We start from the raw sequence: 19,540 nt of genomic DNA on the forward strand, positions 1-19,540 counted from the left end.
GAGGTTTTATTGACGAGACGATAGTAAACAACACTCAGGTATTCGGATACTCAATTTATGTTCGACATGGGTTTGAGTTAAATAGGCCAAAGCTTGCGTACGAACTGGTTTATGCCCTGCAAGTCGAGTGTCGTGACCAAAACACACTCAGAAGAATAAAAATCAAACAGCAAAGGTCAAAACGCCCTAGTGAAAGACGTCACGTAAAAAGTTGAACTCGCCTTTTATTATATTCACCACTCTTATCACTTACTTTATAAAGTATTACAAGGTACAATTTTTTCTCAATCTCCATTGCGACTTACAAGGAAAAGTTATGCCATTATTAGAACAGAGGTCTCTGCATCATATTGATCCACGCCTAGCTGGCGTTGAGATGCAGTTAAAAGAGGCCTATTACAATTTAGATAAAACCACATCCAGCTTTGATAGCGATCTTGACAATAAATTGAAGTCGTTTAAGCGCTATAAATGGTGGGCGGTTGGTATTGCAATCCCCTTACTATTTCTTGCGCCTTTTCTCTTAATCTCAATAATTCCTATTTACTTTTTGTTAAAACATTCTCTTAAGTCTTTCACTAAGGGTGTGTTAACTAGAGCTTATATGATGGCGCCAATTGCTTCAGCACTTAACTTAGAATATTCAGTCGGCGGTAATTTACTTATCTGCGAGGAAGCTATCAGTGCAGGTATATTAGCCAAAGGAGGCCGAGCTGTGGCTGAAGATGGATTTAACGGCGAAGTAAATGGCATTCCCTTTTACTTTACTGAAGTGCATATACGCACGCATCACCAGAACAATGACAGCAAACGTTTGTTTAATGGTGCAGTTATAAAACTGAGTATGCCTGAACCTGTAGATACTCCAATCGTAGTGTTACAAGATGCGGGGCTTTGGAACATGCTGATAAATCGACGTCAATCTTTAAAAGGATTACAGCGAGTTAAATTTGAACAAAAAGACTTTGAAAAAGAGTATCAAGTCTATGCTAAAGATGAAGAAACCTGCCGCGAAGTACTCACGCCAGAATATATGGCGCAATTGTCGCAAGTCAAAACGTTCTTCTCATCCAGTCACCTACCAAAAGGGTTAAAAATCCCCGAAGTAAAAGCCCAAATGTTTATAGAAGGTAGCGATATACTGATCTCTCTTGACTATGGAGCCAACCTATTTAGCCCTAAAAAGCTACAAAAAGAATACGATCCCAGCTGGGCCGAAGACATAGCCAAACAATTCTTACTGATTGAAAACCTAGCAAAAAGTCTGGTTCGCTAGCAGCAGGCTTTTTATTGTAACCACAAAAAAAATCAATCACTTACCACAAGTGTAATTTAGTGTAATTTAATTTCCCAGTAACTAGGCTAATATCTATACCATCGGGTTTCTTGGGCTGCATGCAAGCCGTATAAACAGGTTCAGTTACGTTTTAAGATTTTAAGAGTCTATGAATACTCGTCGTCTTTTTACACTAACAAATTTTTAATGTTCTGAATGAACGAATCTAAATGCAGCAGAAAGATGGCTATGTCGGTCAGTATTAAATTGTAATGTTACTAATTAACGATTGGGGTTAGAGATGAAACGAGCTTTAATGACACTTGTGATAATAATAACAGGGTGCACAACGACAGGAACGAAAAACTTTCCTTCAAAAGTCTCTGATGCGGTTGCAATGCAAAAATCTGCTTTAAGCAACCCCCTTTTCAAAGAGATACTAAGAGAGCTTGAAAGCAAAAGTGCCATAGAGTGGGATAAACGGACTCCCACTAATATGGAAGAAATTTCAATTCATAGCACTCCCACTGAATGGCTATTATATAAATTTGAAAATGACGGCCCATACAGCGAAGAGGAGATTAGATTCTGGTGGAAATGGAACCCGTGGTCTTCAACAACGGCAAAAACGACGCCTAACACAAACACCACAACCCTCAATAAGTGGCGATTAGACCGAAAAACAATCGCAATTGCAAATACGCTTATTCACGAAAGAAATCATTCCTTTGGATTGATACACCCTAGAGACCAAACCCGTTCCAGCAATAAATGTGACTTCAGTTATATTTCTGGGGACTTAGCCGAGTCTATCCTAGTAAGTATGCACAACCTCGATACCTATCAATTAAGTAAGCCCATGTGTCAAGCTCTATGTACCAGTTTAAAAAACAGAAAGATGCCTCACTCTTGTGACAGTGATGATATCGACTGATTTTCATCTCAGCTTGAAAATAGTTAAAAGTTACGATTTGAGACTACTTTCATTATTGGAGGATAAGTTTTGGACAAGATAGAACGAAGAAAAATTAACTCTGAAGTATGGCACAACTAGGTAACTATGATTGCAGTTCTTTAGGCATTGAAAGAAGTGCACCGAGTTGAATCAAAACAAGTAGCATTAGAGTTTGTAATTGATATTTATCAATTAAGCGTAGCTCAAATGAATAAGTACGGTATTGAAGTCATAATATCAATAAAAAACAACGGAATTAGACCCGTTGACGTAAACCTTTCTGATAACGAAGTCTTTACGTTAAGTCGATTTGGAAATTTAGAATCAGAAAACCTAAGGGAAGTAAAAAATGTTTACACAACGAAACCATACAATAAAATTACTTTTGATGCTTTAAGAGATTTAACCTCTACTTCAGTTGACCCTGAAGTTACCACAAAAATCATATACTTTACTATTGTTGATGATCCAGGTTTATATTTCGATTTTTTATCTCAGAAACACCAAAGGATGTTTTAGATATAGTAACAAAACAGGAATTGGGAGATTTAAATGAGCAGAATTAACATTCTCCGGCCTAGAGTGTACAAAAATACTTTCGTGTTGCTACAGAATAAAGTAATAAGGTCAAAGGAAAGCCTAGTAGACCATGCTTCATCAATTAATTTACAACATCGTACTGCTATCACTAGTAGATTAGCTTCCTAAAGGCAGATACGTTGCTCCAATACCTGCCTTCTATAACTAATGGAGCACGAAAGGAGAGAGCCATGACAACCATTACATTAACCACTGAACAACGCGAAATAGTTAAAGCAGAAATGGATAATAAAATAGAAATGCTATCCGATGAAGAAATTGAAGTGTTGGCTACAAAATTAAACGAAAAGATTAATATACCCTTTATTAAAGAAGGGACCGAGCAAACTATCTTCGTAAAAATTGTAAAGCTGGTTGACCGCTTATTATATCAAAACCTACCTAATGAACTTTATGGTTTGGTTAAAGATACTTCGGATGGTATCTCTGATGAAGATGCAAAGGAATTGGCATCAGTGCTTGGATCACGTATGAATGGCAAATTCGACATACCATATCTTCCAGAGTGGGTCGAACAAAAACTATTTGTGATGTTAATTGAGCTTATTGTGGATGCCATGAGGAAGAATTATAGTATTTTGGTTCAACCAGCTTAGTTTAATTAGATTGATGGCATTGGCGTTCGATTATAACGCAGTACACCCTGACTTTAAAACCTATAATTCATAGTGAGTAAAATACTGTAACGCTCACTATGAATTTTAAACACTTGCCTAAACAGGAAATTTTTATGAAATATATAGAACAGCGGAATATACAAAAACACTTATCTATTCATTATAAACTTCCTATATAAAGCAAAGCTTTTTGCGTACATGTAAAGATATTGATGGGCGCTTCTTTGCAATATTGTTGTAACAAGGAGAAAAATATATGCACCTGTAACCCAACTATTTCTTTCTCCCTGCAAACTCTACCTCAGCCATCTCGATAGCGCCGCGTTTTTGCATGGTAATAAATAAGCGTTTACCTTCCTCGCCGCCAAAAGCCACATTGGTCGGGTACTTGCCTTTCAGTTTAATTTCTTTAATTAGCTTGCCCTGAGGTGAAACTACAGCGACCACACCAGCGCCATAACGGGCGATATAAAGATTGCCTTGGTTGTCCGTGCGCATACCATCTAAGCCAAAATCGGTAAACGAGATAAATAATTGTTTGTTACTAATATTGCCTTGTTCGTCTAACTCATAGCGCCATACTTTACGCTGCACGCTTTCATTCACATAAAGTGTTTTATTGTCAGGGCTAATTTCAATGCCATTGGTGGTGCCCATATCCGTTTCTAATAGGGTTACTGCTCCGTTTGTATTTATACGCCAAAGTTTACCGCTACTGGCTTGCCAATTAGGATCGCTGGCGAAAAGAATTCCGTTGTCCATGATCGCAAGGTCATTAGGTTGATCCATGCGATTATCGTGAGCAAATACCGACACGGATTGTGACAAATCACCACCTTGTGCAAGAGCTGCTTTGGTGACTTTGAGCACGTTATGATTGACGTAATCGGCTATATACATATTTCCTTGCTTATCAAAGCGAATACCGTTACCAATAGAGCCATTTTTTAACGTCAGCAGGGTTTCCGCTCTGCCTTGCGCAGTCACTTTACCAATAGTGCCTTGCTGTTGATGGTTAACCGCATATAACACGCCAGCAGCATCCACCGCAGGTCCCTCAATACCTTGCGTGAAAACCCCATCCGTTATCCAATCTTGTGTATCTACAACCGTGTTGGCAGCTACATAACCACTGCTCTGTAGCAAAAATAAACTGAATATGACTTTTCTCATGACTTTCCTATTTACAATGAAGGTAAAGCGCTCGAACTGGATATATTCCAGTTATGACCACTTCATCCGTTAAATTTTGCAGCGCTAGCAGATGGCTATCTAGGTGCGGAGCCTGTAAAGCCCCTTTACAAACCTTAAGCACTTGCTGACTCAATTCAATAAACTGCGTCACCTTTAACGCCGTTGAGTGTGCTTCTGTAAGTTTGGGACTTTGCTGTAACAGTGTTAACGCCTCAAGCCCCGCTTGCCAACGTTGCAATATCGCGCCAATGTGCGCTAACGCAGTGTTATCACCAGCGATATAGCTTGCGACTCGCTCCTCAAGTAGCCTCACCTGCCGGCTTTCAACCGCAACATAGTCGACAAATTTATCAAGCGCTGCAAACTGGTGATACTCGTCGTTTAAGAACTTAATATGGTGACGCGTGTAATAGTGACTTGGCTCTACAAGCTCTGCAAGATGAGTGAGTAATTCAAGCGTAGCCTTGCGCTTTGGCTCATCCAAGGTTGTGCTGATAAGCCTACTAAAACCCGCTTGTTGCTGCGTTTTATGACCTAAGCCAATGACGTTATGTGCAAAATCGCTTATATGATCCAATCGCGCGTACATCTGCTTGCTATCCGTAAGCGTTTTAGCAGACCATAAACGCTCGGCAATCACAAAAAGTCGCGGCCATATTCTGATATCAAGATTATGTTCGGTGACCATTTCGCTCCAAATGGTCGCCTCACCACCTAAAATACGCCCGTCGTTTACTTGGCTTAACGGTGTTGAAACCTCGACAGGCTGTGGTTTTTCAAGCGCCTCAAGTGTGAGCGGATAACGGCTATTACCAATCATTGCCGCGCCTTGTTGCTGCGCTGTATTAAACTCAAACTGTAACGGTCCCATCCAACTATCCATGGCTGCGGTAAATTGCTGAGTCTTGCTAGTAATTGGCCTATCTGTTTGTACTAACTGATGGCGATTGTTATTAAGCTTTATAAGCACTTGTCCACCCAACACCACAAGCTCGCCTTTGACTGCGCTGCCTTTTAGGCGTGGGACCGTAAAGGCTAAGCTTAATACTCGCGGCTGAGTGAGATCCACTGTCGGTAAAACCGGATGTGGGTCGTTACGGTAATGAAATGATGAATACTGCGGCTGATCAATATAAAACCCGGTTGATAAAATGCCTTGATAACCTGCTTCTGCAATTGCATTTAGCGAATCATGACCACGCCAAGACTGCACGACAGTATCTTTAGGCAACGCCGGATGAAAAATTTCATCCCACCCCATCATCACACGTTGGTGCTTAGCGATAATCTTTTGTACACGAGTATTAAAGTAATTTTGCAGGTCATGACCGTCTTTCAACGCATGTTTTTCCATTAGCCCCTGTATTTCAGGGCTTTCCAACCAATGCTCAGGCTCTACCTCGTCACCCCCAATATGCAGGTAGCCGTCTGGAAATAGACTCGTCATCTCAGCCAGTAAATCGTCGATAAAGGCGTACACATCAGGCCTTGCGATATTTAGCAGTGGCTTAAATACTCCCCAATGGCGCTCCATCTCATAAGGTTGCGATTTAGTCATCAGCTCTGGGTAAGCGACGGCAATCGCGCTTGCATGCCCCGGCATACCAAATTCAGGCACCACGCGGATCCCTAAAAGGCTTGCATACTCAATCACTTCTTTCACTTCTGATTGACGATAATACAATCCGTCTGAGGCCAGTTGAGTCAGCTTAGGAAACACCTTACTTTCCATTCGCCAGCCTTGGTCATCAGTTAAGTGCCAGTGCAAAACGTTTAGCTTTGCCGCGGCCATACCATCGAGTTGACGCTTTATTGTCGCAATTGGCATAAAGTGGCGAACACTATCAATAAGTAGCCCACGCCAAGGGAAACGGGGACCATCGCTGATAGCCGTGTAAGGGAGTGTTAACTGACCCAAGACCTTGCTCTGAGCTAGTTGTAATAGGCTAGCAAGACCATGCTGCGCGCCGAAAACGGAGGTTGCGCTAAGCACTATTCCATCCTCTTCAATATGAAGCTGGTAGTCTTCTGGCATATTCAGCTGAGGAAACTGTAACTCGGTTTCGATATTTTCCACGCGAATGGTCAAGTCCGCTTTGCCACCTTTTACTACCCGTAAAAGAATAGGTTTTCCAGTAATGCGCTCAATGTATTGCTGCATTCTGGCGAGCAGAAATGCCTGCCTCTGCGCACTAAAGCCGTGTATCGCAACCTTGATTTCGTTTTCAAATACCAGCGAGCCTTCGGTCATACTCACTTGTTGCGGCATGGGCATAAGCGACAGAGGCGTTGCTTTTGCAGTTAAAATCGGCAACAACACGGTGAATAAAAAAACACTAAAATACATTCTCATCATTACACTATTCCTGAGTAACAAGCTTTGGCAGAAAGTCGGTGGATATCAGCGCGCCGTGATGCTGGATCACCTCGGCGGCAACTTGGTGTGCAAAGCAAGCAGCCGTTTGCAAATCGCAACCTTTCAGCCAATACGCTAAAAACCCTGCCGCAAACGCATCGCCCGCACCACAGGTATCTAAGATAAGTTGCGGCGCTATGTTTTGCGCCGCGATATAAATAGATGAAGAATTATTAGGTGGCGCGAGCACGCATGGCTGAGCGCCTTGGCGAATAACTAAGAGTTGTGAGCTTTGCTTTTGATGCTCTGCGATTATTTCGTCCACATTTGCGGTGCCATACACTGCATATTCGTCCTCGTCGGTTAAAAATGCGATGTCCGCCAACGCCATTACAGCCTGATAACTCAATTTTGGGTTATCGATACGCCAAAGGGTTTGGCGATAGTTGTTATCAAAAAATATGAGCCCACCTCTGTTTTTAAACGCAGCTAACGCCTCAAATAAGTGCTTTCTCTGCGACTCACATAAGATAGCAAGGCTTATTCCAGAGAGATAAATCGCATCAATAAGCTTGTTGTGAAGTGCCTGAGTTAACGTCTCATCACGCTTAAAATAATGCCTTACAGGGCTGTGCTCACGGGCAAAGGTAAAGCGTCGCTCTCCTTTCTCATCGAGCGTAATCCAGTACTCGCCAAGCGCGCTATGTGGTTCAAGCGAAATATAGTCTTGTCTGATGTTGGTGTTTGATAACATATCAAGCAAGTTTGTGCTGGCCTTATCCGTACCGATGGCGCTGGCAAAACTGACTGCGATGTGGTTATCGTTGCTTTGCTTGAGTAACTGAGCCATGTACCAAGCCGTGTTAAAAGTATCACCGCCAAACGAGCTAGTGCCATCTGCTCTATGCTCCACCATGCATTCACCAAAGCACAGCAACTGTTTTATTGCGCCTTTCATGATGTCACTTCCGTTTTTTCGGACGATGCGGTAACACTGGGTTTTGTCACCACACTCGTCAATACACCAAACACCAAAGCACTGATCAGCGCAGGAATAATCGGGTTACCAAAATAAGCCAGCCAATCGTCGTTCATACCAACGAGCAGAGCAGCCACTGAACCTGCCATCAAGGTGACTAAACTGCCTTGCCAAGTATAACCTTGCCAAAAGCGCCCCAATAACCCCATCACACAAAGCCCCGCTAATACAACGGAAATCATTTTGGTGATATAGCTGATAATGTCGCTCGACAGCACCGCCATAAATAATGCCAGCGATACGGTAGTCAACATGGCAATACGAGAGACCAAAAGCGGATTGTGTGGCGCAATATTTCCCTTACACCAAGTCAGATAAATATCAGCAACCAACACACTGACTCCAGCAATAGCGTCGGAGCTGGCACTAGAAAGCGTTGCGGAAATACCCGCCAATAAAATAAAGCCGCCAATCAACACCGGCATCGCCGTTAACGCCAAATAGGGAAAAGCAAATGAAGGGTTGTCTAAACTCGAGTTAACTGCATAAGCACCAATACCAATCACAGCAGGAATACATGAAAACCCTAAATAAAGTAATCCCGAGATAATAAACGACGTACGAATACTGCTTATGCTTTTGGCGGAGTAGATCCGCTGCCTAAACGATGGTGTTGCCAATACGCCCACCAGCACCGCCAGCGCCATTGAAATAGCAGGCAACAAACCAATATTTTGATATGAAAAGAGCCCAGCTCCCGCTGCAACCGAAGCGCTGGTTAGCGTTTGCCAACCACCGACCACCTCGACTACAAAGTAGGTCAACAACAAAAAGCCCGAAAACAAAATAACGGCCTGAATAGCATCCGTCCAGACTACCGCCGAATATCCGCCTAAGGTCACATATACCGCAAGTCCCAGTCCAATAATCAGTTTAGCGCTGGTCTCATCTAGTCCAGTGAGCCAAGCTAAATACATGCCCCCGCCAATCAAATGTGCGCCAAGCCAGCCGACACTTGCCGCGTAAATCAATATCGCTAAGAGTTTTTTAACGACTTGATGATTGCCTACATAGCTTGCTAACTCTTCGCTCATTGTCGCAAAGCGCTCAGCCCTAACCGGTGCAAACAACCAAGCTAGCAATAAAATACCTAGCGCGCCGCCAATGCCATAAAGCGTGCCCGCCCAACCGTGTTGATAGGCAAAGCCTACCGCTCCCATCGACGAGCCAGTGCCAACCATAGTGGCAACGGTGGTGCCTAGTGTCAGCATCAACGGTACTTTTCGCCCAGCTAATAAATAGTCACAATTTGACCGTTGCCACCGAGATGCCAGCCAACTCACCGTTATCATGGCAGACAAATACAACAGAAAAATAAGCAAATACACTTGCTGACTATCCGTCATGCTTCTCCTCCTGTGAACATTGTTGTTCGTATAACGTCTATTCGCCTTTGTAACAGGTGACATCAACCTCTACTTTACAGTCCACGACTAAGTCGGCAACCATGCAAATTCGCGCAGGAGGATGCGCTGAAAAATACTCTGCAAAAACCTTATTAAAGGACTGAAAATATCTTGCGTCAGTTAATACCACAGAGACATGCGTAACATGCTCAAGGCCATAACCTGCTTCGGTCATAATCGCGATGCAGTTTTCTATGGCCAGACGCGACTGCTCAACAATGCCACCCTCAACCACTTCACCATCTCGCATTGGCGTTTGCCCAGAGACCTTTAACCAACCGCCAGCTTCAACTGCTCGCGCAAAGGGTAAGTGTTGTCCACCAGTGCCCGTGCCGCCCTCAGCACCTATTCTTCTTATTGTCATGTTAACCTCTTGATGATTTTTGATTTTTATTAGTTTTGACGCGTTAAAAATCGTCCTGCTCGGCCGAAATCGACAATGGTGTCTGCATTCGCGCCCTCAACATAGCTGAGCTTGCCATTCACCCAAACCTTCACAATGCCTGAGGCAAGTTGTTTTGGATTACTGTAACTTGCTTGGTCTAACACCCGGTTGGGGTCGAATAACACCAGATCGGCGAAATAACCAATTTGAATATTGCCACGTTGCCGCAGCTTAAAGCGCGCCGCTGGCAGCGCTGTCATTTTGTGGATAGCCAATGCCAACGGCAGCGATTGTTGTTCTCTACAGTAATGTCCAAGCACCCGCGGAAATGTCCCCCACAGTCTCGGATGCGGATGCGGATCGCACGGCAAACCATCAGACCCCACCATGCTGTGTTCATAACTTACAAACCGCTGCACATCATCTTCCAGCATACAGTGATACACAGCGCCCGCTGGCTGCAAGCGCTTTGCAGCATCACGCTGAGACACTTGCCATTGCGTGGCAATGTTTGCCAAGCTTTGCTGTGCAAGTTCTGGATGAGACTCCGACCAAGTAATAAAAATGTCCGTCTCCTCCGTCACTTGATTAAGATCTAAGGTGCTTGAACTCGCGGCGTAAGGATAGCAATCGCAGCTCACTAGGTGTGTTTGCCTATGCTGTTCAAAATGCGCTAATACCTCAGGCGCTCTGCCCCAATTCTCTCTACCAGCGCATTTTATATGTGAAATAACCAGCGGCAATTTGGCATGCTCTGCCGTTGCAAAGGCTTCGTCCATGGCTCGGATGACTCCTTGAAATTCCGTGCGTAAATGCGTGGTATAGATACCATCAAATGGTGTAACAACCTCGGCCAACGCATTCACTTCGGCTTGACTTGCCCCCTTAGCATTGTAATAAGCAAGGCCTGTACTAAATCCTATCGCCCCCTGCGCCATCGCTTGATGCAGCAAGGTCTTCATCTGTTCAAGTTCTTGCGCATTGGCGGCTTGAGATAAATCCGTCATGACCTGCGCTCTGAGCGTTGTATGACCAACTAACATGGCTAAATTGACACTCGGTGCAGCCTTATTAAAGGCGTGTTGATAATCCTGTAGTTCACGATAGGCGAATTCTGGCTGCTCCCCGAGTAAGTTAATGGGGTCAAGCGGCGCTTGATCTGCACAATAAGGCACTGCGCTAATGCCACAATTACCGGCAATGACGGTGGTGACACCTTGGCTCACTTTGCTCAGCATATGTGGGCCTCGCAGCACTTCAAGGTCATCATGGGTATGTACGTCAATAAAACCAGGCGCGAGCACTAAGCCCGTGGCATCGATGCATTGCTGTGCTTGCAAATGGCTACAGTTGCCAAGCGCAACAATTTTGTCTTTGCTAATCGCGACATCCACCACTTGTGCTTCAGAGCCTGGTTCAAAATACACCGTCGCGCCTTGAATGAGGGTATCAACATAAGGAGATGAGCTCAGCATTAATCCCCCAGCGGAAAGCGTTTATCGGCAGGTGGCATATTGCTGTTTTTATCTCGATGCTGATCTAACTGGGTTTTAAGCCGTCGAAGCTTTTCTCTTGAGCGCTTTTGATTGCGGATAGCAACTTCGCTCGACAAGATATCCACTGCCGCCATCATGGCATAGCGTGCAGCGCTGGGCTTAAAGATGTAATCACTTTCTTGAGTTTTGATGGCTAAGTGGTGATCGGCAATGTCCGCCAAGTCGCTCACTGGGCAAATAGCAATAACCTCAGCACCATACTCTTTGGCGATAAGCGCCGCCGCTTTCACATCAGGAGAAACACCACTAAGCGAGAGGCAAATCACCACATCCCCTTTGTTCACCGTTGCGGCAACCATGCGCATCATCATAGGATCGGAGTGAGCATTACTAAGTACGTCCAAGCGAAATAAGCGATTTTGACATTCTTGTGCCATCAGGCTGCTACCACCACCAACCCCAAAAATTAAGCAATGACGTGTGGCGCAAATCACTTCACTCGCCTGCTCCACAACCGCTTCATCGATGAGTCCCGCATTGAGCGTAAGGATCTCCTGAATAGAGGTATAAACATGAGAAATCTTTTCTTTTTCAATTGGCTCAGGATTTGTAAAACGCTCACCAATTGCGGCTGATTGTGTCAGCTGAAACTTAAGGTCACGTACATTGGTACAGCCTAAGCTACGCGCTAACCGTGTGATGCTGGCATGACTGACCTGTGCTTTTTCAGCTAACTCACTAATGGATGCGCTTGCGGCAAAGTTAAGCTCAGCCAAAATAAGCCGAGCGACTTTTTCTTCCGCAGGGCTAAAGTGCCCCAAACCTTCCTTAATTTTGCTAATAATGTCCACAGCTTCGCCTCAATTAAAAATAGGTAGAAATGGTTTGGGTGATCACCCAATCTCGCTCGACAACACCAATTTGTCGCCACTTATCAAAGGTCAAACAAGGATGAGAAGTCGAAAAGCAGATCATATCGCCAATCTGTACCTCGCACCCAGATGCAATACTTACCATAGCGTGTTGATCCATGATTGTTTCGACCTTTACCGCGCCGCCTAATGAGCACAGCTGCTTTGACGGCGGAGAGTAAATCAGCTCTGGTGTGGGCATGCCAGCATCAAATGCGACATCCCTTTTACCCATACCAACTATCGCGACGCCCGGCTCTGGAGTCGAAAGCACGTAAGCCCATATACTTAAGCTCGACACCAAACTTTCCCCCAAACCGCAAGCGAGATTGCTCCGTGATAACACGGCTTGCTGCGCATCCTGATAGATCCCGGTATCGTGAATAAGATAGCAACCGGGACGGATCACAAAACGAAATTGCTGAGCCTGTTCACTTTTGTTTAGCGTCTTTGTCACAACATCGTACCAAGCAGACCCCGCCCCCGTGATAATAGGTAACGCCTTTGAAAACACGTTTTTTTGTCGTAAATCTGCCGCCGTTTTTATTACTGAGTCAACGAATGCGGCAATCCTTTGCTCGGCGTTATGGCCGTGGATCACGCCTTCATAAAACCCAATGCCAGCTACCTCTAAACTAGCATACTGTTGGCATACATTGACTAGCTGCACTATCGTTGCAAGATTGCGCCAACCAGCGCGACCACCTTCAACTCCCACCTCGAGTAAAATGGAAATACACAGCGAATGCTGAGTAAAAAATGTGCCTAAGGCATGGGCATTTGCAATAGAGTCAACAAAACAATAGAGCTCAACGTCAGTATCAGTAAGCATGCTAGCAACTTGCTTCATATGATATTCGCCAACAAGTTGATTCGCTAAGATCACTCGTTTTGCGCCCGCAACTATGGCTACGGAAACTTGTGGTACGGTCGCTACCGTGATGGCCCATGCGCCATGTTCAAGCTGTAGTGTAAATAGCGCTGGAGACATCGTCGTCTTGCCGTGGGGTGCCAATAATACTTGGCTTTCCTTTGCAAAATTCGCCATCCAATTCGCGTTGTGGTTGATGGCGTCTTGCTTTATCACTGCAACTGGCAAACTGACCTGCTCTGCGAGAATATCCCAGCCGCTCTCTTCTAGTTGCAGTGGGTCGCCAGTGCCTTTCGCTAATATTGTCATCGTTTATTCAAATCCTTGAGTTTAAACATTAATTCTCCACGTCAAAATAGCGCATTGACTTACTGCGATTGGTATCAGGCCAAGCTGCACTTGGCCTTTGCTGACGTTAGAAAGTCGCACGGACGCTCAATGCAAAACGTCTATCCGTGGTAAAGTTAAGTGCCTGCGTTTTTGTCCCAGCTTGGTCCATCTGATACTTGGTTTTGGTTTCCGTATCCAATAAATTGCTGGCTTCAAAACCCACTTTCCAATGGTCGTTGATGGTGTAATACAAGCTTGCATCCATCATACCTGACGCCTCTGCATAGGCAGGGACGTACTCTTCAGATTCCCTAAGTGTGAGCAAATACTCAGAGCGCCAAGTGTATGCAAGGCGAAAAGAAATATCCTCGTACTCATACATACCAATGATATTAAAGTTTTGGTCAGAGTAACCTTGTAGCGGCAAACCTCCAAACACTCGGAAGGTATTCCGATTATCGGTTAGCGGGTTTCCATTTTCATCGAAACCAAGCGTGCCTTTAGAGACTTCATTTGGGTCTTCAAGTCCATCTTGATCGATATAGGTAAAGTTAAGTTGCAAACCTAAACCGCTCCATGCACCCGGTAACATGTCGTAGAATTGTGAGTAGGAAAACTCCATCCCACGAATGGTGCCAGAGCCAGTGTTAGCAGGGCCATAAGCAGAGACATCATAATCTTCGCCGCCATAAGAAACATCAAGATCAAAGGCGCGGCTACGGATTATATTATCTAGCTTTTTGTGAAATAGTCCTACCGTCACATAACCTGCGGACGCGAAATACCATTCGGTAGTTAAATCAGTATTAATTGCTTCTTCAGGCTCTAAATATGGATTCCCAGAAAGCGCCGTTAGACTGATATCGTCTAGCCCAACAACGGGGTTAGTTGCCTCGTCGTAATCAGCGCCGGGAGTTTGTAGCACGCGAGTGTAATCCAAGTTAAGAATACTGATATTTCTGGCATCAACTAAACTTGGGTAATACAACGCTTTTGATGCACCAAATCGCACCACTACGTCTTCTGATGCACCAAAACTCAAATTTAAGCTCGGAAGCAAAGTGCTATAATCTGTGCCATCAACGGTACTGAGTTCGGACTCTCCCCCTGCAATGTCGTAATATCGCTTATATTCTGCCTGCTGCATCACATTATTAAGTGATGTCCCCTCTTCACCACGTTTGATGAGGGCGGGTTGCACCAAAGCGCCCGTAGACTCTAGTTGATAGTTTACATAGCGCAGGCCAACGTTACCCACCACTGGAATGTCTTGAAACTCGAAGTCAAAATCACCGCGAATGTAAAATTCAGTACGCTTCTCGTTGGTCGAACTTATATTGTGTGCGGCGAATGGGCCTTCAACGCGATTGGGTTTGTCTGCATAAGGTACATAAGTGCCAGAGCATGTACCGTTGTTTGCCGCACTGTTGGTGGCATTGTGCCAACCATCACGACAACCTTGGCGCAAAGAGTCGGCGTAGTTTTTCACCAGATCCATACTTGGGAACAAGAAGTTATTGACTGGCCCCTGTAATACCTGACCATTGTAATAATCTGAAAAATCAACGCGCTCAAATAATTCTGGACGATTTACCGCGGCGGCGGCATTTCGGTCATCTTGGATCCAAGGGGTGCCAATTGCAGACCAGCCCTCGTAAGCGGTATCTCGCACCGTTAGGTCTTTATCTGACATATAAAAACCGGAACTGACACTCGTGAAATGACCGTCTAGCTCATACTTAAAATCCAGTTTAACGCTGTCTGATTCTGCGCTATTGCGCTCAACCTGTTCCATACCGCTGCCCAAAAACAGGTTAGGCACAGGTCCATTCCAATCTTCATTGGGTGACCAACCTGCCGTTAGAATATTGTCACTGAGAAACTCTACTGTCGGCCTTGAGCCACGCATATCGAGGAAATAAGGCGAGACAACGTGGACATGGTTTCCCCGTGTTTGACCCGACATACTGTAGTTTTGCACCTCTTTGTCGGAGTCGATCCGCTGGTAATCAAAATCGACAGTCAACCTATCTATTGGTTTTAACGTTAGCTTAAATGAAGTGTCCTTCACGGTATTTTCGTTGTAATTCCAGCGGCTACGATAAAAGAATGGCGTTTCTGGGCTCACGCCAAGTGCAATACCGGAAGTCACAAAGCCATCATCTGTAGTGAGAGGATGGCCACTTTCCGTACTTTCAGTCCAATTTTGTGAAGACCCCATAAAACCTTTAAAGCCTTGAGCAGCTTGTCCTATTTGCCGCTCGTTCCACTCAAGAGACGCTTCTGAGCGAATGTGCTCTAATGTCGCAACTATGGTCTCATCGGCATTTGCCCACTGCAGTGAAGAGGTTAAGCCGGTACGTTCACGGTCATTAGTTGCCGTGCTCATATGGATAGCGACAGGCACATGCCATACACTGCCAGCTGGTTGCCCTGGTAAAGCGGGGCCATCCACAGGCGATGATGGATCAACACCTGTTATGCCACCCCATTGATCCAAGGTAGGAATAAAGGAATCGCCTCGAGAGTGGAAATTGCCAAGGCCAACACCATCTCCTCGAGTCTGATATTCTGATGAGGAAGCCGCAATTAAAAATCCGAACTTACCTGCACTGGTTTCCCAACTGTCGGAAAACAACGCTGAAAACGAAGGCGTCACTTCTTCTCTAAAGTCGCCATAGTTGGCCTTTGCATTGAACGAGATAAGCCGGTCGTCAGAGTCAAATGGTTTGCGGGTGATGAGGTTTACCGTGCCGGATATACCGCCTGAAATAAGATCCGCAGTTTGGTTTTTAACCACTTCCACCGCACCTAGCAATTCAGCAGGAAAGTCTTCATAGCTCAGACCGCCTGACGGATTTGCACTAAAAGCGTCTCTGCCATTCACCTCAGAGCGAACCCTGTCCAGGCCACGAACCAACACGCCTGTACCTTCATCAGCATAATGTTTAGGGTCATCGGACGATGCAAATCGCTCAATCGTAACACCCGGCACACGCTGCAGCGCTTCAGTCACCGATTTGTCTGGTAATGCCCCGATATCTGACGCCGTGATCACGTCTTTGACCGTATCAGCGAAGCGCTTGATGTTTTGGGCACTATTGATACTGCCTCGGATCCCACGAACTTCAATGACTTCAACCGCTTCGTTCTCAGTCGCAGATTTGACATCGCTGTCATTTTGACCCACAGTTTCGGCGGCAACCCAAAGTGGAGAAAACCCAAGAAGTACAGATGAAACCACAAGGCTCAGTTTGCTTCGTTTAGGGTTATGTTTACCAATACCGGTGACTAGTTTTGACATTTTTTTGTTCCTTTCTTCTTTTTAAAAACCAGTGAAAAAGCCAGCAATGCCATCTCTAGCACCACAGCCCAAAAACCTACCACACAGTGACGTGCTCTAAACGCCCCTAACACATCACATGTTACTTACTAACAAAAACTAAAGATTACACTGTTACTTTTTAACATTACAGACTAAAAAGCAAACACTTTTTATGAAAACATTGACGAAATATGCTATTGCATTGAAATAAAAAGCAATAAAATAGATTTTTCTTCGGAGGAAAGTAACGAGCTTGGGGACCACTCAGAGCGACTTCAAAGTAAATCAGCACCCCCTTCGAGACAAATAACTATGAATCTATTTCACCTGAGGTTTGGAAAAGGAATGAGTTAACTCATTGCTGTTAACGCACAACTTAATTTACCTCTTTGTCTAGCCAGAGAGTTTTAGAGATAACACCGCTTCTGCGTCCTGCTCTCGCTAAGGTACCTACTTCCTGTAGGCAAGGCGAATTTACGCAGTTAGCGCTAAAACTGGCTACTAGGAAGGCATTAATTATCCGAAGCTCAGGTTATTTATTGAGATGATCTGTCGGCAAAACATGTTTTGCCAAATTAGCACCAATAATTGTAGTATTATTCTTAGATTTAGGATCCCAGTAAAAACGCCAAACGGTGTTACTTTTGGGGAAGAGCAATCTGCTTAGCGGTATACACTCAAGAGGACATTATGAGTAAATTTTTAAATTCTGTAGCTTTGTTACCGATGCTTGGTTTCATCGTAACAATGATTTACACCATTGTTGTGAAAGAGGAAGCCTTTTCAAATTATCATTGGTTTATAGTAGCGCTAATATCACTGTCAGCCTCTTCTGAGCGATTAAAACATGCTAATACAGTAGCTGTAACCATCTTTGTGTCGAGTATTCTTTCCAATATACTTCTACTAATAGCATCCAGTGTTGATTTAAAAATCACCTCATTTACTTTCATATTGTTTTTGGGTTATTTAAGTATTGGGTTTTTAATTTTGATGGCAAACCTTGCTTTTATTAGATACAAGAAAAACGAAACCATCCTCAACAATTAGGCTAAGTTCAATTAAACCCTTACCAATTGACCGACCCCCTCAATGATTTGGTTTGGCCCCGTTTGGTCTTTTGATTCAGGCGTTTCTTTTGCGAGCTTTTTGTTGGCTTGGTGGCTCTGCGTGTTTTTTCAACTTTGGTGGCCGCGAGGATCAGTGTTTTTAGCCGCTCCAAGGCATCTTCTTTGTTTTGCTCTTGGGTGCGAAAGCTCTGTGCTTTAAGCACAATAACACCTTCTTTGGTAACTCTTGAGTCTTTAAGTGCAAGTAGCCGCGATTTGTAAAAATCAGGCAATGTTGAGCGGTTGATGTCAAACCTAAGATGAATGGCACTGGAGACTTTATTGACGTTTTGTCCACCCGCACCTTGTGCGCGAATAGCGGAAATATCGATTTCCCACTCTGCAAGCGTGACGTTATTTGAGATTTTAAGCATAGTCTTTTCAAGCCTCCGTTTGCCATTTTAGCAAAGTAACTGAAGGCTTGAAATAGCAGCAACGAGCACTGAAACTGATTATGCTGTACGAGTTGCAATAGCAGGTGGTACTTTTGCAGCAACCATTGCGGGGTAAGTAACAGCTAACTGACCAGCAACGAGCATAATAATCGCACCAACAATCAAATAATCACCGGGTACACTGGTGAGCCCAAAGTAATTAACCAAGTAAATATTCGCAGTGATTGCGATGATTATACCCAGAGTAATACCAAATAAAGACACCACCGCATTTTCAATCATAAAGTAGCGTAGAATATCGGCCTGAGTCGCCCCGAGCGCGCGTCGAGTACCGATTTGCTTGCGACGTTTATGAACGGTGTATCTTGCCTGACCAAATATTCCTAATATAGTAACGCATGCCAACGCGGCAATTACCGCCTTTAATGTTTGGCTCACTGCATAATCGGCCTGCAAGTTCTCTGTCTTTATTTGTTCAAAGGACTTAAACGCATCAACCTGGCGACCAGGCTTTTTAAGTAATAATGCTTGAACTTCAGCCATTGCTGTTTCTCGCTGGTCTGGTTTCGCTCTAACAACAATAATTGTTTCTTCATAATGCTCTCTAATAGATCCAATCACAGTCATATCGTACGCATACCAGAACCGCCAAGGAGACTTCATTGTTTCAACGATACCCACAACCTTTTGCGGTACAGATTCAACATAAATAGTTTCTCCAACCACGCTACGCCAATCATTCGGGCGAATTTTATGCGCTAAAGCTTGCGAGACTAAAACACTTGCGGACTCAGAGTGACCATCAAAGTATTTGTGTATCACGTCATTATATTTAAAATTTCTTCCTGCTACGACACGCAATCCGAGTGTATCAACGATGGTGTCATCCGAACCATAGTAGCCTGCGTGAGTTATCCTTTCATCTTCCTCAGGGGTGAAACCAACATCTAGTGAGCGACCCCAATTAGTAAGCGGCATACTAGTAATCGTACTTGCACTCTCAACACTGGCTAACGCACGAATGTCTGCAAGATCAGTATCAAGCGCCGCATTTTTTTCTTCATCAGTACCTTCAAGATTAGTGCTAAAACTAAACAACTGCTGCTCCGTAAGCCCAGTAGGCTTTGTCAGTTCTTGCTCTTTAATTACCATCATATATATGGTGTTTACTAGAATGGTAAATGTCAGCCCAATCTGCAGGACGAGCAACAATGGCGATGCTTTATTTTTGCTTAAAGTTTTTAAAATTGGCAATAAATCTCTCATTGGAAGACT

General features: G+C 44.3%; 16 protein-coding genes. 5 read left to right on the forward strand and 11 right to left on the reverse strand.

The features are described from left to right. Positions 1 to 316: 316 nt before the first annotated feature. The 4 genes from DS891_RS09640 to DS891_RS09655 all read left to right on the forward strand — a co-directional run bounded on the left by DS891_RS09640 (position 317) and on the right by DS891_RS09655 (position 3,427). Positions 317 to 1,276 (forward strand): DUF3137 domain-containing protein, encoded by a 960-nt coding sequence (locus DS891_RS09640; protein ID WP_174169667.1) that lies wholly within the window; start codon positions 317 to 319, stop codon positions 1,274 to 1,276. Between the two features lie 301 nt (positions 1,277 to 1,577). Next, positions 1,578 to 2,210 (forward strand): hypothetical protein, encoded by a 633-nt coding sequence (locus DS891_RS09645; RefSeq protein WP_174169668.1) that lies wholly within the window; start codon positions 1,578 to 1,580, stop codon positions 2,208 to 2,210. A 147-nt stretch (positions 2,211 to 2,357) separates the two neighbouring features. After that, complete coding sequence (locus DS891_RS09650; protein ID WP_174169669.1) at positions 2,358 to 2,750, forward strand: hypothetical protein; 393 nt, start codon at positions 2,358 to 2,360, stop codon at positions 2,748 to 2,750. Positions 2,751 to 3,001: 251 nt separating this feature from the next. Further along, the gene (locus tag DS891_RS09655) at positions 3,002 to 3,427 is read left to right on the forward strand and encodes a hypothetical protein (protein WP_174169670.1); all 426 of its coding nucleotides are present in this window, start codon (positions 3,002 to 3,004) and stop codon (positions 3,425 to 3,427) included. A gap of 294 nt (positions 3,428 to 3,721) precedes the next feature. Here DS891_RS09655 and DS891_RS09660 read toward each other — a convergent pair whose 3' ends face one another. The 9 genes from DS891_RS09660 to DS891_RS09700 form a co-directional block, all read right to left on the reverse strand. Further along, positions 3,722 to 4,621 carry an SMP-30/gluconolactonase/LRE family protein gene (locus DS891_RS09660; protein ID WP_174169671.1) on the reverse strand — a complete coding sequence of 300 codons (900 nt, stop codon included), beginning with the start codon at positions 4,619 to 4,621 and terminating at the stop codon, positions 3,722 to 3,724. Between the two features lie 7 nt (positions 4,622 to 4,628). Then, positions 4,629 to 6,998 carry a family 20 glycosylhydrolase gene (locus DS891_RS09665; RefSeq protein WP_254605787.1) on the reverse strand — a complete coding sequence of 790 codons (2,370 nt, stop codon included), beginning with the start codon at positions 6,996 to 6,998 and terminating at the stop codon, positions 4,629 to 4,631. A gap of 4 nt (positions 6,999 to 7,002) precedes the next feature. Next, a complete protein-coding gene (locus tag DS891_RS09670) occupies positions 7,003 to 7,956 on the reverse strand; it encodes a sugar kinase (RefSeq protein ID WP_174169672.1) in 954 nt (317 codons plus the stop codon). Next, complete coding sequence (locus DS891_RS09675; RefSeq protein ID WP_174169673.1) at positions 7,953 to 9,383, reverse strand: sodium:solute symporter family protein; 1,431 nt, start codon at positions 9,381 to 9,383, stop codon at positions 7,953 to 7,955. The genes DS891_RS09670 and DS891_RS09675 overlap by 4 nt, the downstream gene beginning before the upstream one ends. Before the next feature lie 37 nt (positions 9,384 to 9,420). Continuing rightward, complete coding sequence (locus DS891_RS09680) at positions 9,421 to 9,807, reverse strand: RidA family protein (RefSeq protein ID WP_010603922.1); 387 nt, start codon at positions 9,805 to 9,807, stop codon at positions 9,421 to 9,423. Between the two features lie 29 nt (positions 9,808 to 9,836). Next, positions 9,837 to 11,303: an amidohydrolase family protein gene (locus tag DS891_RS09685; RefSeq protein ID WP_010603923.1), complete on the reverse strand. Its 1,467-nt coding sequence runs from the start codon at positions 11,301 to 11,303 to the stop codon at positions 9,837 to 9,839. Continuing rightward, on the reverse strand, positions 11,303 to 12,175 hold the full coding sequence (locus tag DS891_RS09690) for a MurR/RpiR family transcriptional regulator (RefSeq protein WP_010603924.1): 873 nt from the start codon (positions 12,173 to 12,175) through the stop codon (positions 11,303 to 11,305). Before DS891_RS09690 ends, DS891_RS09685 begins: the two co-directional genes overlap by 1 nt. A 13-nt stretch (positions 12,176 to 12,188) precedes the next feature. Then, a complete protein-coding gene (locus tag DS891_RS09695; RefSeq protein ID WP_174169674.1) occupies positions 12,189 to 13,415 on the reverse strand; it encodes an amino acid deaminase in 1,227 nt (408 codons plus the stop codon). Positions 13,416 to 13,521: 106 nt separating this feature from the next. After that, positions 13,522 to 16,740: a TonB-dependent receptor gene (locus tag DS891_RS09700; RefSeq protein ID WP_174169675.1), complete on the reverse strand. Its 3,219-nt coding sequence runs from the start codon at positions 16,738 to 16,740 to the stop codon at positions 13,522 to 13,524. A 711-nt stretch (positions 16,741 to 17,451) separates the two neighbouring features. Between DS891_RS09700 and DS891_RS09705 the strand changes: the two genes are divergently transcribed. Further along, positions 17,452 to 17,811, forward strand: a complete 360-nt coding sequence (locus DS891_RS09705) for a hypothetical protein (RefSeq protein ID WP_174169676.1) — start codon at positions 17,452 to 17,454, stop codon at positions 17,809 to 17,811. 19 nt (positions 17,812 to 17,830) lie between these two features. Here DS891_RS09705 and arfB read toward each other — a convergent pair whose 3' ends face one another. After that, complete coding sequence (gene arfB, locus DS891_RS09710) at positions 17,831 to 18,244, reverse strand: alternative ribosome rescue aminoacyl-tRNA hydrolase ArfB (protein WP_174169677.1); 414 nt, start codon at positions 18,242 to 18,244, stop codon at positions 17,831 to 17,833. 78 nt (positions 18,245 to 18,322) lie between these two features. Beyond that, positions 18,323 to 19,531, reverse strand: a complete 1,209-nt coding sequence (locus DS891_RS09715; protein ID WP_174169678.1) for an ABC transporter permease — start codon at positions 19,529 to 19,531, stop codon at positions 18,323 to 18,325. Positions 19,532 to 19,540 lie beyond the last annotated feature (9 nt).

It is taken from the genome of Pseudoalteromonas sp. JC28, from assembly GCF_013319255.1.
In the GTDB taxonomy this organism is placed as follows: Bacteria; Pseudomonadota; Gammaproteobacteria; order Enterobacterales; family Alteromonadaceae; genus Pseudoalteromonas.

Bases quoted from the DNA above. Each gene is read 5' to 3' on its own strand.
- DS891_RS09640 (WP_174169667.1), top strand. From the start codon at position 317: ATGCCATTATTAGAACAGAGGTCTCTGCATCATATTGATCCACGCCTA.
- DS891_RS09645 (WP_174169668.1), top strand. From the start codon at position 1,578: ATGAAACGAGCTTTAATGACACTTGTGATAATAATAACAGGGTGCACA.
- DS891_RS09655 (WP_174169670.1), top strand. From the start codon at position 3,002: ATGACAACCATTACATTAACCACTGAACAACGCGAAATAGTTAAAGCA.
- DS891_RS09660 (WP_174169671.1), bottom strand. From the start codon at position 4,621: ATGAGAAAAGTCATATTCAGTTTATTTTTGCTACAGAGCAGTGGTTAT.
- DS891_RS09665 (WP_254605787.1), bottom strand. From the start codon at position 6,998: ATGATGAGAATGTATTTTAGTGTTTTTTTATTCACCGTGTTGTTGCCG.
- DS891_RS09670 (WP_174169672.1), bottom strand. From the start codon at position 7,956: ATGAAAGGCGCAATAAAACAGTTGCTGTGCTTTGGTGAATGCATGGTG.
- DS891_RS09675 (WP_174169673.1), bottom strand. From the start codon at position 9,383: ATGACGGATAGTCAGCAAGTGTATTTGCTTATTTTTCTGTTGTATTTG.
- DS891_RS09680 (WP_010603922.1), bottom strand. From the start codon at position 9,807: ATGACAATAAGAAGAATAGGTGCTGAGGGCGGCACGGGCACTGGTGGA.
- DS891_RS09685 (WP_010603923.1), bottom strand. From the start codon at position 11,303: ATGCTGAGCTCATCTCCTTATGTTGATACCCTCATTCAAGGCGCGACG.
- DS891_RS09695 (WP_174169674.1), bottom strand. From the start codon at position 13,415: ATGACAATATTAGCGAAAGGCACTGGCGACCCACTGCAACTAGAAGAG.
- DS891_RS09700 (WP_174169675.1), bottom strand. From the start codon at position 16,740: ATGTCAAAACTAGTCACCGGTATTGGTAAACATAACCCTAAACGAAGC.
- DS891_RS09705 (WP_174169676.1), top strand. From the start codon at position 17,452: ATGAGTAAATTTTTAAATTCTGTAGCTTTGTTACCGATGCTTGGTTTC.
- arfB (WP_174169677.1), bottom strand. From the start codon at position 18,244: ATGCTTAAAATCTCAAATAACGTCACGCTTGCAGAGTGGGAAATCGAT.
- DS891_RS09715 (WP_174169678.1), bottom strand. From the start codon at position 19,531: ATGAGAGATTTATTGCCAATTTTAAAAACTTTAAGCAAAAATAAAGCA.